Here is a 16,157-nt window from a genome sequence, read left to right on the forward strand (position 1 = left end):
CCGCCAGAGAGAGCCCCACGCATGTTCGGGCGAGCCTGAAACTCTTCTTCGCACACCCCCACCCGCTCAGGCTGAGGTATCGAAGCCCGGGCACCGCCTGAGCAGGGCTTCGATACCTCTTGAGCAGGGAGAGCATGCTCACGGCGCGACCTCCAGTGCCGCGTTGGGCAGCTCGCCAAAGGTCTCGGGCGCGTACATCGCCTCCACGCGCGACGGCGGCAGCGCAAAGCGCCCGCCGTTGTTGAGCCGCAGGGTGTACTCGATCACATGCTTGCCCTGCGGCAGGTGATCGAAGTAGCTGCGGAAGGCCTCGAAGCTGCGCTCCTCGAACACCGGCCAGGCGCTGCCGCTGCGCTTCTCGCCCGAGGTGGCGAGGCTCGAATCGCGGCCCAGGCCCGAGCCGAGCAGCGTGGCGCCACCGGGCACCGGGTCACTCACCACGACCCAGCTCATGTCGCTTTGTGCGTCTATCTCCAGGCGCACACGCAACACGTCGCCGCGCGACCACCTGGCCTTGTCCTTCTGCTCGACGGCGCTGACGCTGCGCTTGATGTGATACCCCGCGGCGAGCGGCGCCTTCAACGGCACGGCCGCCAGGCTCTGCACCGTGACCCACGGCTTGCCGCTGCCTTCTTGTGAGAGCGCCAGCGTGGCAGCCGCATCGGGCCACGGCAGGAGCAGGCTGCCGCCATCGGGCTGCAGCACCCAGTCGATGGCCTGGGGCTTGCCACCCACTTGCGCGAGCGTCTTGCCGGTGACGCGCACCGACTCGTAGCGCGCCGAGAACTTCTCCAGCGCGAGCGCGCCCCACAGGTTGGCCGTCGTGGTGAGCCACGCGCCACCGCGCTGGCGTGCGAGGCTGCCGACCACCATGCGTGGCACATCGTCTTTCCAGGCGGGATCGTCGATCACCGCGAGCAGCAGGCGCGCCGCGTTGGCATCGGCGCTGTCCATCAGCCACCACCAGAAGTCATCGGCCTCGTTGCTGAAGCGCAGCGTGGTGCCCGCATAGGTGAGGCGGCCGCGCAGGATCTGCTGCGCCTCGTCCAGCCGCTTGGCGTGCTCGGGCACACCGTTCACGCGCTTGAGGATCTGCAGCCAGTCGATCACCGCCGCGGTCGGCCATTGGTTGGGCGTGATCTGGATCGCACCGAGCCACTTGGCCTGCGCGCGCCCGTAGCGCGAGAGCGCTTCGATGGCGGCGAGCTTGCGCACCGCCAGGTCGTCGCGCGGCGCCCAGAAGCGGCGCTCGATGCGGCCCTCGACGAACGCGCTCAGGCCATCGAGCATCTGCGCCTGCGCGGGGCCGGGCAGCACGAAGCCGGCCTCGTGCGCCGCGGCCAGCAGGTAGGCAGTGAGGCGGTCGCTGCCACGTGACGCGTCTTCGGCGCGCGGCGGGAAGTAGCTCGCGAGACCATCGCTGTCCAGGTAGGTCGGCAGGCTGTTGGCCACGTGTTGCCACAGCTCGGCATCCTTGAGGCCGATGGCCTTGGAAGCCTTCGGCTCCAGGCAGGCGTACGGGTAGGTCTCGAAGTAACGGCGCAGCCCCGGCAGCGCCGCGCCGAGGCGGGGTTGCAGGTTCACATTCACGCCGCCGCGCCGCACCGGCATGCCGCCCACCACGTCGGCGAGCGCGTCGGCCGGCGCTTCGATCGGCACGCTGAGCGAGCCGTCGAGCTGCATCAGGCTGGCCTGCATCACGCGCACCGGCACCGCCGGCAGCACGCGCTGCGTGAGCGCGACACGGTCTTTAGCGAGCGCGGCATTGCTGGCGGCATTGGCACTGCCGACGGGGCCCAGCTCTTGCGCCGCGGCTTCCCAGTTCAGGCTGCTCACGCCCACCGGCACGGCCACGCCCCAGCTCAGTTCCTTCGCACCGCCCGCGGGCAGCAGCACTTCTTGCGGGGGCAGCGCCAGGGTGGGTCGCGTGAGCTCGCCCACCCCGCCGCGCGACGTGCCTTGCAAGGTCACCCGCACCTTCATCTCGCGCGGCGTGGTGTTGCGCAGCGTGAGCATCGCGGCGTACTGGTCGCCTTCACGCACCAGCGGTGGCAGGCCGGCGAGCAGTTGCAGGTCTTGGGTGACGCGAATGCTGGCGCTCGCGCTGCCGAACTGCTGCGCGCCGGCATCGGCAACCGCCACCAGCCGGAAGCTCGTGAGCGAATCGTTCAGCGGCACCTCGATCTGTGCCTCGCCGTTCGCATCGAGCGTGACGCGGTCCTTCCACACCAGCAGCGTGTCGAACAGTTCGCGAGTGGCGTTCTTGCCACCGCCCCCGCCCGCCGCCACCGCCTTGCGGCCGTAGTGCCGGCGGCCGATGATCTCGCTCTGCGCGGTGCTGGTCTCCACGCCCCAGGGGCGCTCTTGCAGCATCGCATCGAGCAGATCCCACGACGCGTTGGGCAGGAGCGCGAGCAGGCCCTCGTCGACCGCCGCGAACGCGATCTCGGCGCCCGCCGCAGGGCGGCCCTCGAACATCACCTTCACCTTGGCACGTGCCTTTTGGCGCACCGCGTACAGAGGCTGATCGGTCGTCACGCTCACGTCCAGCTTGTGCGAGGCCACGCCCACCTGCAGCGCTGCCATGCCGAGCTTGAACGCGGGCTTGGAGAGATCAACCATCGCCGTGGGTGCCTGGTACTCACGCCCTTCGTACCAGAAGGATCGCGCCCAGTTGATGGGTTCCTTCCAGCCCCAGGTGAAGAACGAATACCACGGCACTTCGCGGATGCGCCCGCGCAGGGCCAGCACGCTCACGTACACGTTGGGGCCCCAGGCCTTGTCGATCTTCACGTCCACGGTCGGGTCGTCGCCGCGCAGCGTGACCACCCGCGTGTCGATCACGCCTTCGCGCTCCACGCTGACGAGCGCGGTCGCTTCGCGAAAGGGCATGCGCACCTGCAGGCGCGCCGTCTCGCCGGGCTCGTAGCGCTTCTTCTCGGGCAGCACGTCGATGCGGTCATCGTTGTCCTGCGCGAACCAGAGTTCGCCCTGGCGGGTGATCCATACCGTGGTGGCGGCCTGCGCCAGGTTGCCGGCCGCATCGACACCGCGCGCCACCAGTTCGATCTGACCCGCGGTCTCGAGCGCGGCCTCGCACACCAGCAGGCCACGGTCGTCGGTGTTGCCGCTGCACAGCGTGCCCAGGTCCTTCGTCTCGGTGCGGTTGTCGTACGCGTAGAAGCCACCCACCATGCGCTTGCGCGTGCTCACCACCTGAGAGGCGCGCGCCCGCACCTCGACCTTCTGGCCCTTCAGAGGCTTGCCCGCCGTGTCGAGCGCCAACGCCTGGAACAGCACCCGACCGCGGTTGCTTGCCCAGGCGCCCGACTTCACGCCCATCACCAACGCGCTCGGCCACAGCGGGATGCGGTTCGACGCCGTCTGCACCTCGCCGTTGGGGTCGTTGAAGCTGAGCTCGGCGACCAGCTCGCTCGCGCGCGTGAGCTTGGGCAGGTCTTTGAGGGTGACGCTCGCCGCGCCGTTGCGATCGGTGTTGAGCGGCAGCTTGTCGGCCACGATGCGGCCGTTGTCGCGCTGCACATCCAGCGAGTCGTCGTCTGCGACCTCGGCGGCGGGCGCGTCTTCGCGCGGCGGCTCGAAGCTGAACTCCGGGTAGCCGGGCATGTTGACGCTGCGGTCGCGCAGCAAGGCCGTCACACGGGCCGGCGCCTGCGCCATGCCGCCGCCCGACAGGTAGCTGAGCTGCACACTGAGCGGCAACTCCGTCGGCGCCACCGGCACGCGCGCCGGGCCGCCGATGCGCGCGTCCACCAGCGGCAGGCGGAACTCCTCAACCCGGAAGCTGCCGCTCGACCAGCTGCTGCGCCGCCGCCCGTCCTTGTCGGGCTCGCGTTCGAGCAATACGTCGTAGGCGCCGAGCTTGGCCGAGCTGGGGATCGCCCACACCGCGCTTGCGCTGCGCGTGCCCTGCCAGGCCAGCGCCTGCACGAACTCCTGGCCTGTGCCCTGGTGAACGATCTTCATGCGCGTGGGCAACTCGTCGGGGGCGAGCATCGCGAGGCCGCTTGATGTCTCGCGCCGCACGAAGTGCTTCATCGACACCGTCTCGCCCGCGCGCAGCAGCGTGCGGTCGAACACCGTGTGGGCACGCAGCTCGGGTTGCGGGTCGCTGCTGGTGGGCACGCCGAAGCGCCACGGCTCGATACCCTTCTGCCAGCCGCTGAACACGAAGGCGACATCGGCCGCGCCCTTGGCGGGCTGGTGACGCGCGGTGATGAAGAAGCTGTTCTCGTCAGGGCAGTCGCTGCGCGCTTCGAGCACGCGATCGACGCGCGCCAGCCCCTGGGCGTCGGTGCGGCCGCTCCATACCGGCTTGCCCTGGCAATCGTTGACCGCCACGTCGGCCTGCGCCACCGGCTTGCCGCGGTCGAGCGAGGTCACCCACACCAGGCTGTTCTCGCGCCCGAGCTTGAAGTGAACGCCCAGGTTGGTGACGAGCACGCCGGTGCGTACGTACATCGGCGAGGCCTTGTCGAGCAGCGCCTGGCCGAGGCGCGCGGATTCGACTTCGACCACGTGGTAACCGGGCTGCGCAATCGGGATGCCCACCACCTCGAACGGCCGCGGGTCGCCGCCTTGCAGCGTCGGCAAGTCCATGCGGCGCACGTCGCTTGCGGCCTTGAGCAGCGTCAGTTCGCGGGTCGGCAGCTCGCGCATCTCCTTGATGGTCTTGCTGGCGCCCGGCTTGTCGCCTTCTACGCGCCGCGTCACGTACCACTGCGACTCGGGCAGCCCGGCCTGCCGGGCCGTGATCTCGCGCTGGTGATGGAGCGCGACGCGGCGGTACCACGCCAGGATCTCGGCGTCGCTGTGCAGCGTCTTGATGCGCACCGCGCCGCCGGGGGCACCGGGGCGCAAGTCACCTTGCACATGGCGCAGCGTGAGCGGCAGCATCGCCTCGCCGTCCAGTTCGATCACACCGAAGGGTGCGGCGGCGAACTTGGCGATCGGCGGAGCATCGCCGGTGGCCACGCGCAGCGGGAAGCTCGCCGCGTTGCCGAGCGCGCGGCCGGACACATCCTTCACCTCGCGCAGCAGTTCGATCGTGTAGGCCGCGTTCTCGGCGAGCGGCGTGGCGAAGCGCACTTCGCGCACCTCGCTCGATTTGTCGTCCTTGTCGAAGGCGGGCGCCATCGAGGCGCCCGAGGCCGGCTTGAGCCGCACCGCCTCGGCCACGCTGCGCGCGACAGGCGCCGAGAAGCGCAGCACCATCGGGCGGATCGGCAAGCAGGGCGCGTCGGCGCGCTCGCGTTCGCAGCTGAACTCGGCACTGAAGGCTTCACGCACCTGGTAGTCGTAGCGCTGCTCGCCGCGCGTCAACACCTTCGGGTTGGCGGCCGACGCAATGCCCGCGCCCCACACCAGCCGCACCGCGGCTCCGCTGGGCAGGGGGCGCTGACAGGTGAGCAACAGCGTGCGCGCGGCCTGCGACGTGAGGCGCCGTGCCTTCAGCACCTCGTCGCGCACGGCGCCACCGACCACGCGCACCGGCACCCGTTCGCCGATGCCGTCGACCTCGCAGGCGGCATGCGCCACCACGCTCGCCTCCACCGCCGGGCCGGTGAGTTGCAGCAGAAAGTGCTGGTCTTCTTCGATCGTGCCGCCACCCGGCCACGCCCGTGCGACCGCAGGTCCACCGGTGCTGAAGCTGAAGGCGCTGCGCGCAATGGGCGCACCGCTCTGCGGCTTCCATTCGGCGCGCGGCTGCACGGTGCAGCGCGTGCCCGGGGGCAGGGGCTCGCGGAAGTCGTACAGCCACAGGCGGCCGTCGGCCCATCGCCCCTGGCCCGCGGGCGCTGCGCCTTCGCAGGCCACGCTGTAGGGGTCGGCCTGGCGCACATCGCCCAGCGGCACGACGGCCTCCGAGAACGTGACGGTGATCTGCCTCACCTGAGCCACCTCGCCGCGCGGCGTGGCGCTGGTCACGGTGGCGGCTGGCGCGCTGGTGGCAGCGAACCCGGCCAGGGCAGCGATGGTGAGCAAACGGTGCATGCAGTCTCCCGCGCCAGCAAAGGCGGCAAGGATACGGCAGCGGTGTGTGCGAAAAGGGGCGTGCCGTGCGGCGTGCTCAGCCGCGGCGGCCGCGCTCGTCGGCCTCGCGCTGGCGCACCTGCGACTCGATCTCGCGCAGGCGCGATTCGATCACCGAGGCCTCGATGAAATCGACGGTGCGTTCGCTGCGCGCGAGCTTCTGCCCGGCACGCAGGCGGTCGAGGCCGCCGACCAGGTCACCGGAGACGATGCGCGACTCGGCCTCGGCGCGCAAGGCACGCAACTTGTGGCCCAGCAGCTCCCACGAGCGAGCGAGGTGCGCCCAGGCGGTGGCGTCTTGCGGGTGGCCGGAGATCCAGCTCTGCAGGTCTTCGGTGCTGCGCTGCACGGCGGCCTGGCCCACGCCGAGGGCGGCCTGCGCCTGCAGCAACATCACGGCGCGCGACTGCGGCATGCCGTCGCTGACGTAGGGCTTGAGCACATCGGCGGCACGCCGGGCGTCACCCCGCGCAAGCAGCAGTTCGGCCTGCAGAAGCACCACCTCGCGCTCGGCGAGGCTGTCGCTGCTCGGGCTGCCACGCACGAGCCCCAGCGCGAGTTGGGTGGCCGCGTCGGCCTGCGGCCAATCACGCAGGTAGACGGACGCGAGCGCATTGCCATAGACCACCAGCAGCTTGTCGGCAACGCTCGCGTCGGCGGGTGCTTCGAGCTTCTGCCAGCGCCGCAGCGAATCGATGCGTGTGTCCATCAGCACCCGCGAGCGCGCCTGCGCCACGGTGTGGGCCAGCACGCTCACCGGTCGGGGCTGCGCCGCCGTACCCAGGCGCGCACGCGCCTCGCCGATGCGCTCGGTGGTCAACGGGTGGGTGCGCAGGTAGGGGAACGATCCGCTGTCGTTGAGCCGCGACGACTGATCGAGCTTCTCGAACATCGCCGCCATGCCACCGGGCGCGAAGCCCGCCTTGGTGAGCACCGCAAAGCCGATGCGATCGGCCTCGCGCTCGAGATCGCGCGAGAAGTTGAGCTGCGTCTGCACCGCCATCGCCTGCCCGCCCGAAAGTATGGCGTTGGCACCGTCGCTTCGGTTGCTGCGGCTGGCGGCCAGCACGCCCAGGATGATTGCGGCCAGGCTGAGCAGCGACGCGCGCTGGCTGTTGACCATGCCGCGAACGATGTGGCGCTGCGTGACGTGGGTGAGTTCGTGCGCCAGCACCGAGGCGAGCTCGTCGCGCGTGCTCGTCATGGCGATCAGGCCGAGGTTCACGCCCACGAAGCCGCCAGGCAACGCAAAGGCGTTGACCGCACGGTCACGCACGAGAAAGAGCTCCCACGCAAAGCTGTTCTCGACGTCGGGCGTGATGTCGCCACGCGCGCGCGCGGCCGCCACCAGGGGCTGCCACAGCGACATCATGTATTCCAGCAGCAGCGGGTCGTCGAGATAGTCCGGGTCGTTGCGGATGCTGCGCATGATCTGCTCGCCGATGCGCCGCTCGTTGCCCACGCTCAGGTCGTCGGACACCGCCTCGCCGAGCGCCGGCAGGCGGTCCTGCGCGAACACCGGCGGGGGCGCCGCCGGGAGCATCAGGCTCAGCGCGCAAAAGCCCGCCAGCAGGCGGCGAGCGCGTGGGAATCGGGACGAAGCAGCGTTCAAGGCGATGCGAAAAATGCGAGTCGGTTCGAGCCTGCGGAGCGACAAAGGTTCACCCCGCGGCACGGATGGCCTCGCTATGATGCCAGCGGCACTTTGCCGGCTTGTTTCCCGACCATGTCATCGTCTGCGCCTTCCCACCCCGCATCGCCCCTGACCCACTTCGACGCCCAGGGGCAGGCGCACATGGTCGACGTGTCGGCCAAGGCCGAAACCCACCGCATCGCCCGCGCCAGCGGCGTGATTCGCATGCAGCCGGCCACGCTCGCGCTGATCCAGTCGGGCAGCGCCAAGAAGGGCGACGTACTCGGCGTGGCGCGCATCGCGGCCATCCAGGCCAGCAAGCGCACGGCCGAGTTGATCCCGCTGTGCCACCCGCTGCCGATCACCAAGGTGGCGGTGGAGTTCGAGGTGGAGACCGCGACAAACCTTGTGCGGTGCACGGCGCAGGTCGAAACACTCGGCCGCACCGGAGTCGAGATGGAGGCTCTGACCGCCGTGCAGGTCGGCCTGCTCACCATCTACGACATGTGCAAGGCCGCCGACCGCGGCATGGTGATGGGCGAGATCCGCGTGCTCGAGAAGCACGGCGGCAAGTCGGGCGACTGGGTCGCCATGGCCTGATCGCCCTGGCGCTCAGTTGGAGCGCATCTTGAAGTCCTGGTAGGTGAACTTGCGCGTCGCCGGCGTGCACTGGAAGGGCTTGGGCATGCCTTCGGGCAGGGGTTTGTCGCACACCGCGAAGAACCCGGCCGAATCCGGGTTTCGAAACTCCCGCAGACGATCCGCGAGGTAGCGCGCACGTTCCACATCGCCCTTCTCGGCATAGGCGGTCGCCCACGCCATCATCAGGCGCGTGTCGAGCAGGTAATGCGGCGCACGGCGGAACGCGCCCATCACCTGCGACGGGTGCTCCGCCGTGGTGGCCGCGGCGTAGTCGGCGTGGTGAGCGAAGAACGTGCTCTGCTGACCCCGCGCGATGCGGTAGGCCAGCGGCGTGTCTTCGTCCGTCGAAAAAATCGCGGCGACGCGAATGTAGTCGAACACTGAGTACACCGTGCCGAGCATCATCACCACCGAACCACCGATCAGCACGCGACGCAACCACGGCGAGGCCGGTGCCTGCGCAGCCGCGTCATCCACCCGCGGCCCCGCGTGGCCCAGGCAGATGCCCAGGAAGAAGGCCGTCGGCAGGAGGAAGTAGGCGTACCACAGCGGGTACTCCAGCATGCTGTGCACGACCATCATCAGCACCATCACAAAGGCGGTGCGAACCATGGGTTTGTCGGCATCGCCCGCCGTGCGACATGCCGTGAACGCCTTCCACAACGACCACGCCAACAAGGCCAGCACGGTGCCGCCGAGCGGGATGCCCATCTCCACCAGGAACTGCAGCGGCAGGTTGTGCGTGTGGTCGAAGAAGGCCGTCGGGCGGCCGGGGAAGGGCGTGAGCGTCCACGCGAAGTTGAACTCGCCCCAGCCGACGCCGAACCAAGGGTTCTGCTTGATGAGATCGAGGGTGTTGGACCAGATTCCGAAGCGGGAGCTGGAGGGGTCGGATTTGTGGAGCTGGGTGATGCCGGCGAATTCGTTGGACGGAGCACTTGCCGACAAAGCGAACCAGAAGAGCGCGTAGACAAGCGGTAGCAGCCAAAGCATGACGCGTACGCGGCGGGACAGACGCCTGTCCACCACACCCCAAAGTCCGAGCAGAAGGATGCACACTGTGCCTGTGCGAGATACGGTGAGCACAACGCCGAAGGTCAAGAGAGCCAGCCCGGCGGCCATGAACACCCACCACCCCCTGGGCGATGACGCCACACCCTGTTTTGGTTGCGTTTCATGCAGGTAGATCAGCGCCGAAATAGACCACAGCAAGAGGCTGCTGAGGTGATTCGGTTGACGAAGGTTGCCACTGGCACGGCCTGGTGTTGAGCCACGAGCGACCCAGTCGCCGTCCGCCGCCGCAGGAAAGAACACCTGCACCGACGCCAGCACAACGCTCACAAGGCCAGCCAGACACAGCGCCAGGCCAATGGCCTGGAAAGCTGACCGATTCGATGGCGCACGGAGCAAACCAACGAGCAGCACCAGAATGGAGCCCGCGAGCAGGCTAAGGCCGGACAGGGCTATCCCGCTTGGCAACCGCTGCAATAGCCAAGACCCGGCCACCCCGCTCGCCCCGCATACCAAAGCCAGCAAGGCCGCCATCGATCCGCGTGATGCGTGCTCTAAACCGCATCCGAGAGCCAGGGCACCGAGCAACGCAGCCCAACCCATCAAAGCAAGAGCTTGGTTGAAGAAAGTCGCCGAAGGCGCTAGATTGAGTGCCAACCACGCCGGGCCGCAAATCGCCAGCGCGACTAGAAAGAACTTCGCGGCAAGTGAAGGCACGGCGCATGGTGCGAGCCGACAAGGGTACATGTGCACGCTCGGGATCTCGTTACTTGAACGAGCCAATGTAGCCGCCCTTGAGTACCAGGTTGGCTGCTTAAGGTTTGCGCACTCGATGAACTGCGGACTCACACAGCAACTGCCTTAGTGTCAGAACCATCCGTTTGACCAGAATCGCGGGTTGATCTTTGGGTTCTGAACAAGGCCCTCAGCATGGCGAAGATGCGTATCAAGATCGATTGCTTCCGGCCACACGCCAACAGAGAGGCTTACCTGCGTGGCAAGAAGCGCTGCCGCGAACCCAAGAGTCAGTACACGGCGTACCGGCCGCCTCTCGCCAGCGGCTGGCGCATCGAAGTGCCTTGTCCACGCAACACTCCATCCCAATAGCACAGCGATCCATACCTGCGGCACAGGCATCACCCAGGCAGCCGCAAACGCAGCGTCAATCGCTACAGCAATACATGCCATCCAAAGGCAAAGCCCCACTTGCAGCTGCCGTGCGTCGGAGCAGCGACGTATTGCCCTCGTCATTCGGATCAGCCCCCAACTTGCAAAGGCAAGCAAGAGAGACAGCATGGGCAGGCCCCACTCTGCTGCCGTCTGAAGATAGATGTTGTGCGGATGAGCGGCCTTCGGGTTCGGGAAGTGGGCAAAGTGCATGGGACCAACGCCCACCAGCGGCGCACTTTCCACATGCGCGAGTGCAATATTCCAGAGAAAGTATCTGTGGTTGTCTGCTTGAAGATGAGCGAATGACTCATCTATGGCGCTCGGTGTGATGGAGCCAAACTGCAAGGGCGCCCACACGAAGATCACTGCATAGACCAGTAGACCCACTACAGCGCCAATGCCCATGCGCGTCAGGCTCGGTACAGAACGTCGGCCAAATGCGGCAAATGCAAGCAGTGCTGCAATAGAGAGCCCCAGCATGGCCCCCCGTCCGACTGTGTATATGAGGACAGCGTATCCAATACCCAGTGAAAACCAAGCTGCGCCTGTCAGTGCCTTGCCCAGATGCCGGGAAGAAACTGCCGCCACCAAGAACGGAAGCGCAACGGTTTGAACATGGCTGTAGAACCGATAGTTGTCGTAACCGACAAACAGGTCTCCACGGGACAGGGGCATTCCTTGCACGCAGATGGCGCCTATAAGCACCAAGAGGACGGTACTGTAGATGGCCGTTGCCACTGTGGTGCCGGTGATCAACCAGTCATGCCTTGCGGGCTCCTCACAGAATCTGGCCACACAACTCACGACACACGCGAGCCCTACGTATAACGCGTACTCCCGCACAGCGTAGCTAGAGACTGCGGCATTGGCAACCGATGCCGTTGCCAAAACCGCTATCACGGCAACCGCCACTGCGGCGTTGCTCGAAATTCGCCCGGCCCCCTGCCTGCACAAGCCTACAGACACACCGATCGCGCATGCACCGCACAACATCACCTGCGCAATACGGGCAGCGTCGTGGTTTGAAAAGGGCACCGTCAGCAAAGTGATCGGCACCAGCACCAGATACAAAAGCGGAAGCCAGCCGATCAACATGACTGCGGCATCAAAGCAAAAAGAGGCCCGAAGGCCTCTTTTGATGAGCACGGAACCAATCAACTTATGTTGCGCGGCAGTTCGAAGGAACGTACTTGTTCTTCGTGTTCGAGTCCACCAGGCAAGCCCAGGTCACGGCGCCGTTTTGCAGCGTCGGAGTCAGGGTAATCGTCGATCCGTTGAACGTCGGGCTACCACCCAGAGTGGCGTTGTACAGGATAGAGATCACACCGTTCGCGCCGACCGTCACCGACGTCACTGCATTGCCACGGATGTCGGTTGCGGCCGCGAGGCCTGCTTCTGCATTCGAAGCCGGGAAGGCACCGCGGGATGCGTTCGTTTCAGCCACGGCCACCTTGGCAGAAGCAGCAAGGCCGAGACCTTCAGTGACCTTTGAACGAATCGTGTAGTCCTGGTAAGCCGGCAACGCCACAGCAGCCAAAATACCAATGATCGCCACAACGATCATCAGTTCGATCAGGGTGAAACCCTTTTGCATAGAACGCTTCATTTGAAACTCCTGAGAGGAATTGGGGGTGAAAGACACGAGATCTACGTTGCACCCCTCGTGCCATCGCCAATCCGCTGAGAAACCGTGATTTTCGACGCCTGTTCTGACACAAACGGTCACCGCAGGCAGGAGTTCACGTTGCAGGCAGACACAGGTTGACGGAAATCGTCACCCCAGCAGCCGCGTCAGGCGAGTTCCAGCACCTGGCCAGCCTGCAATGCGCTCAGCCGGTGCGCGGTCGCAAGCCGGCCAGCCTCGGCCATCACCGCGTCGACCTCGCCCGGCTTGATGTGGGTGATGTGGACGTCCACACACCCACTCAGTTGCGCAAGCTCCAACCCGAGCTTCTTCGGGTGCAGGTGCTGACTCAGGCACGCGAGATCGTGCTCTTCGTCGCTGAACGCGGTTTCGATCACGAGGTGAGCGACGTTCATGGACGCCAGGCGGCGCCACAAGGCGGGGTTCGGCCCGGTATCACCCGTATAGACCCACCAAGCCTCGCGGCCCTTCAGCGCAAAGCCCACCGCAGGGACGGTGTGGGCGGCGCTCAGAACTTCAAAGATCTTGCCGCTCAGATCCAATTGGTCGCCAATCTGAAACGGCACCATCTTCAGCGCCGGCCGGTCGGCCACAGGCAGGCGCGTGAAATCCGGCCAGATCACCCCGTTGAATATATGCGTGCGCAAGGCAGTGATGGTCTCTGGCAAGGCATGCACTTCGATCGGCCCGCGGCCCTGCGCGGAACGCAGGCGCATCACGCTGTCGGCCAGCAGGCCGATCGACAGGACGTGGTCCAGGTGGGAGTGGCTGATCAGGATGTGATCGATCTTCGCCAGGGCTTCCAGGGGCAGGTCGCCCACCCCCGTCCCGGCGTCGACCAGCACGTCGTGGTCGACAAGGAAAGAGGTGGTTCGGCTGCCTTCGGCAATGGCGCCGGAGCAACCGAGAACGCGAATGTGCATGGGACTGAGAGCGAGCGGAGGCAGAGGCAGCGCGTCTCGCGCGCTAAGTCTCAATCCTGACGGCCCGCGCCCGCGCCGGCAAGGTGCGGAAGGCGCATTTCCCCTGCAATCGATCGCGCTCGTGCGGCGCGAAAGCGGTCGCCGTGAAAAGCATCACGGCGACGCGGCAAGTCAGGCCTGGATGAATTGCATCTGGGTGCCGGCGAGCTCGATCACGTCGCCGTTCTTCAGATGCAAGGTGTCGCCGACCAGCGGGTTGCCGTTGATGGTCGGCCGCGTAGCGCCTTCGACGTGGGCAAACACATAACCCCCCGGGCGCTTGGTGATGGACGCAACCTGCACGCCCGGCTTGCCGACCGTGGTGACCACCTTGGTCAACGCCACTTCCCGGCCTGCGGCGGCGCCGTTCAAGACCTTGATCGTGCCGGGCGTGACCGCCTGGCCGAGCCCGCCGAAGCCGGAGGTGGGCCCTTGCGCCGAGGTGTGCGCGAAGCCCTGGCTGTAGCTCGCAGGCGCGGGCGCGCCCTGCTTCATGATCATGGTCTTCTCGTAGTCGGTGCCGTCGTCCACGAGGTACTTGATCTTGTACTTGCCGATCTCGACCGTGTCGTTGTGGGCCAGCAACTGCTTTTTCACGGCCTTGCCGTTGATGTAGGTGCCGTTGGTGCTGTTGAGATCTTCGATGAAGACGTCGGTGCCCACCATCTGCAGCACGGCGTGCTCGCCGCTCACTGCCAGGTTGTCGATCACGATGTCGTTGTATGGACGGCGGCCCAGGGTCGTCTTGTCCTTGGTGATCTGTACCTCCTTGATCACCACTCCGTCGAGCGATACGACCAGCTTGCCCATGCTTGACCTCAGTCTCTCTTCTATCCCTTGGTCCCCCGTGGGGACGATTTTGGCGGTGTCGTGTGTACTCAGCGCCTGAACGGCCACCACGAGCGGGCCGGGCTGCTTTGCCCGCGCACCCGCACCAACACCACCGCGATATTATCCTTTCCACCCGCGTCGTTCGCCGCGTCGATGAGGCCAGCGCCGGCCTCTTCCAGCGAATCGTGCGCCTGCAAAACCTGGGCGATGCTCTCGTCATCCAGCATGTCGGACAAGCCGTCGGAGCACAACAGGTAGATGTCCCCCGGCATGATGTCGTGCAGGTGGGTTTCGAGCAACACGGTGTCCTCGACACCCACGGCTCGCGTCACGAGGTTCTTGTTGGTGGAGAACGCAGCCTGCTCCGGCGTGATGAGACCCGAGTCGATCTGCTCTTGCAACAAGGAGTGGTCGTGCGTGATCTGCGTCAGCCGGCTCGCACGGAAGCGGTAGCCGCGCGAGTCGCCCACGTGGCCCATCAGCAACCGGCCATCGCGGAAGGCACCGACCACGAGCGTGGTCCCCATGCCGGCGTACTGCGGATTCGAATTGGCTGCGTTGAAGATGGCGCGGTTGGCGTTGTCGACGCAGATGTCCATCGCGCGACGCACGTCTGTATCTGTCGCATTGCCCGACGCCTCTTGCAGCCAGCGGCCGAGTTCGCTCTTGATGAACGAGGTGGCCATGCCGCTCGCGACTTCGCCGGCGTTATAGCCGCCCATGCCGTCGGCGAGAACGACCAAACCGGCCGCTTCATGGACGGCGATCGAGTCCTCGTTGTTGTTCCGAGCGCGACCGGTGTCTGTGGCACTGAAATACTCGAGCGACATGGCGGAGGCGAGCACGGGGAGATTCATCGAGGCTGAGAACCCATCAGAGACCGGAATTGTGCCCTGTATCGGCTCGATCCATTTTCACGGTCGCGGCGAATCCGCTGGAATCGGGGGGGCTCGCCGATTCCAATGGTGGTGCGGGCTGCAGCCCCGTCGCCTCCATCTGGCGCACGATCTCACGCAACTCGAATGCGAGTTGTTGACCACTTGCAGGGCGAGCCTCTGGGCCCTTCTCCAGAAGGGCCGCAACGGTTCGGGCGAGGCTTTCTGGCACCTCGGGGCGAAGGCTGAGCAAATCTGGAGCAGGTGCATTGGCAATTTCGTGCATCAATGCAGCCATAGTGGCCGCTTCATGCGGCAATCGCCCTGTGAGAAGCTGAAAGAGCATCACGCCCAACGAGTAGAGATCGCTGCGCCCATCGACTCGGCGCCCCGCCAGCTGCTCAGGCGACATGAAAGAGGGCGTACCCAGCACCATGCCCGTCCTTGTACGACTCGAGTCGGTGACGCGCGCGATTCCGAAGTCGGTGACCTTCACCACGCCACCGTCGAGGTCGAGCATGACGTTGGCGGGTTTGACGTCCCGGTGCACCACGCCCTGGCTGTGCGCGTAGCCGAGCGCATCGGCGACCCGCGCGGCCACGCTCAAGACGGTAGCTACGGGCAGTAGCCGCTGCGGCTGCGTGAAGTGCTCGAGGTTCTCACCTTTGAGCAGCTCCATTGCGATGAACGCCAGCCCTTGGTCTTCGCCCGCATCGTAGATGGTGACGATATCCGCATGGTGCAGGCGGCCGGCGGTCTCCGCCTCACGAAAGAATCGCTGCCGTGCTTCGTCAAGTGCCTCGCCGGCAAACTCCTTGCTGAGTGCCAGTGTCTTGATCGCGACCTGTCGGCCGATCTTCGGATCGCGACCGACGTACACCGCGCCCATGGCACCGCGCCCGACTTCGCGTTCGACCTGGTAGCGGCCCAGAAAGGGCTGAGGAGATGCCGTGCTGGGTGTCGATGACGGCGGCGCGGCCCCCACCCGGGCTGGTGAAGCATCGGCCGCGAGGACAGGCCTGCGTGCGCCGAGCCACAGGCCGAGGTGCCCAAACAGCAGGGCGACAAGTGCACACGACACGGCGGACCGCGAGTGTTCCGGCACCAGCCACGCAATGGTGCCAGCGAGCACCCCCAACAGCACCGAAGCAGCGACATGTAGCGAAGGCCGAAGGCGCGGCAGAACCCAGACGAGATGGGCGGCCACCAGAAGCAGCAGCACACCCGTGAGGCTCAGCGTCCCGACCAATTCTTTGCCCATGTCCTGGGGTCAACTCCCGGCTGCACCGGAGGGGACCTTATCACAGGGGGTAGGCGCAGCCCCCTGTCAGGAC

10 protein-coding genes are annotated in these 16,157 nt (G+C 66.4%); 1 reads left to right on the plus strand and 9 read right to left on the minus strand.

Going from position 1 to position 16,157, the window contains the following annotated elements; genetic code table 11:
* Positions 1–138: 138 nt before the first annotated feature.
* Both AC1KAR_RS09500 and AC1KAR_RS09505 read right to left on the minus strand, forming a co-directional pair.
* Complete coding sequence (locus AC1KAR_RS09500) at positions 139–6,015, minus strand: alpha-2-macroglobulin family protein (protein ID WP_480316823.1); 5,877 nt, start codon at positions 6,013–6,015, stop codon at positions 139–141.
* Between the two features lie 76 nt (positions 6,016–6,091).
* Positions 6,092–7,666, minus strand: coding sequence for a M48 family metalloprotease (locus AC1KAR_RS09505; protein ID WP_480316825.1), 1,575 nt, complete (start codon positions 7,664–7,666; stop codon positions 6,092–6,094).
* A gap of 114 nt (positions 7,667–7,780) precedes the next feature.
* On the opposite strand from AC1KAR_RS09505, the gene moaC reads away from it, so the two are divergent.
* Positions 7,781–8,287, plus strand: coding sequence for a cyclic pyranopterin monophosphate synthase MoaC (gene moaC, locus AC1KAR_RS09510; RefSeq protein WP_480316827.1), 507 nt, complete (start codon positions 7,781–7,783; stop codon positions 8,285–8,287).
* A 12-nt stretch (positions 8,288–8,299) separates the two neighbouring features.
* On the opposite strand, the gene AC1KAR_RS09515 is transcribed toward moaC, so the two are convergent.
* The 7 genes from AC1KAR_RS09515 to AC1KAR_RS09545 form a co-directional block, all read right to left on the minus strand.
* The gene (locus AC1KAR_RS09515; RefSeq protein ID WP_480316829.1) at positions 8,300–10,189 is read right to left on the minus strand and encodes a PglL family O-oligosaccharyltransferase; all 1,890 of its coding nucleotides are present in this window, start codon (positions 10,187–10,189) and stop codon (positions 8,300–8,302) included.
* Between the two features lie 18 nt (positions 10,190–10,207).
* The gene (locus AC1KAR_RS09520; RefSeq protein ID WP_480316831.1) at positions 10,208–11,605 is read right to left on the minus strand and encodes an O-antigen ligase family protein; all 1,398 of its coding nucleotides are present in this window, start codon (positions 11,603–11,605) and stop codon (positions 10,208–10,210) included.
* Between the two features lie 64 nt (positions 11,606–11,669).
* The gene (locus AC1KAR_RS09525; RefSeq protein WP_480316833.1) at positions 11,670–12,116 is read right to left on the minus strand and encodes a pilin; all 447 of its coding nucleotides are present in this window, start codon (positions 12,114–12,116) and stop codon (positions 11,670–11,672) included.
* Positions 12,117–12,301: 185 nt separating this feature from the next.
* The gene (locus AC1KAR_RS09530; RefSeq protein WP_480316834.1) at positions 12,302–13,078 is read right to left on the minus strand and encodes an MBL fold metallo-hydrolase; all 777 of its coding nucleotides are present in this window, start codon (positions 13,076–13,078) and stop codon (positions 12,302–12,304) included.
* 171 nt (positions 13,079–13,249) lie between these two features.
* Positions 13,250–13,927, minus strand: coding sequence for an FHA domain-containing protein (locus AC1KAR_RS09535; protein ID WP_480316836.1), 678 nt, complete (start codon positions 13,925–13,927; stop codon positions 13,250–13,252).
* 68 nt (positions 13,928–13,995) lie between these two features.
* A complete protein-coding gene (locus tag AC1KAR_RS09540; protein ID WP_480317821.1) occupies positions 13,996–14,778 on the minus strand; it encodes a Stp1/IreP family PP2C-type Ser/Thr phosphatase in 783 nt (260 codons plus the stop codon).
* Between the two features lie 43 nt (positions 14,779–14,821).
* Entirely contained in the window at positions 14,822–16,084 is a 1,263-nt protein-coding gene (locus tag AC1KAR_RS09545) for a serine/threonine-protein kinase (protein WP_480316838.1), read from the minus strand.
* Positions 16,085–16,157: the final 73 nt, after the last annotated feature.

The organism is Piscinibacter sp. PDB1-1, assembly GCF_056675995.1.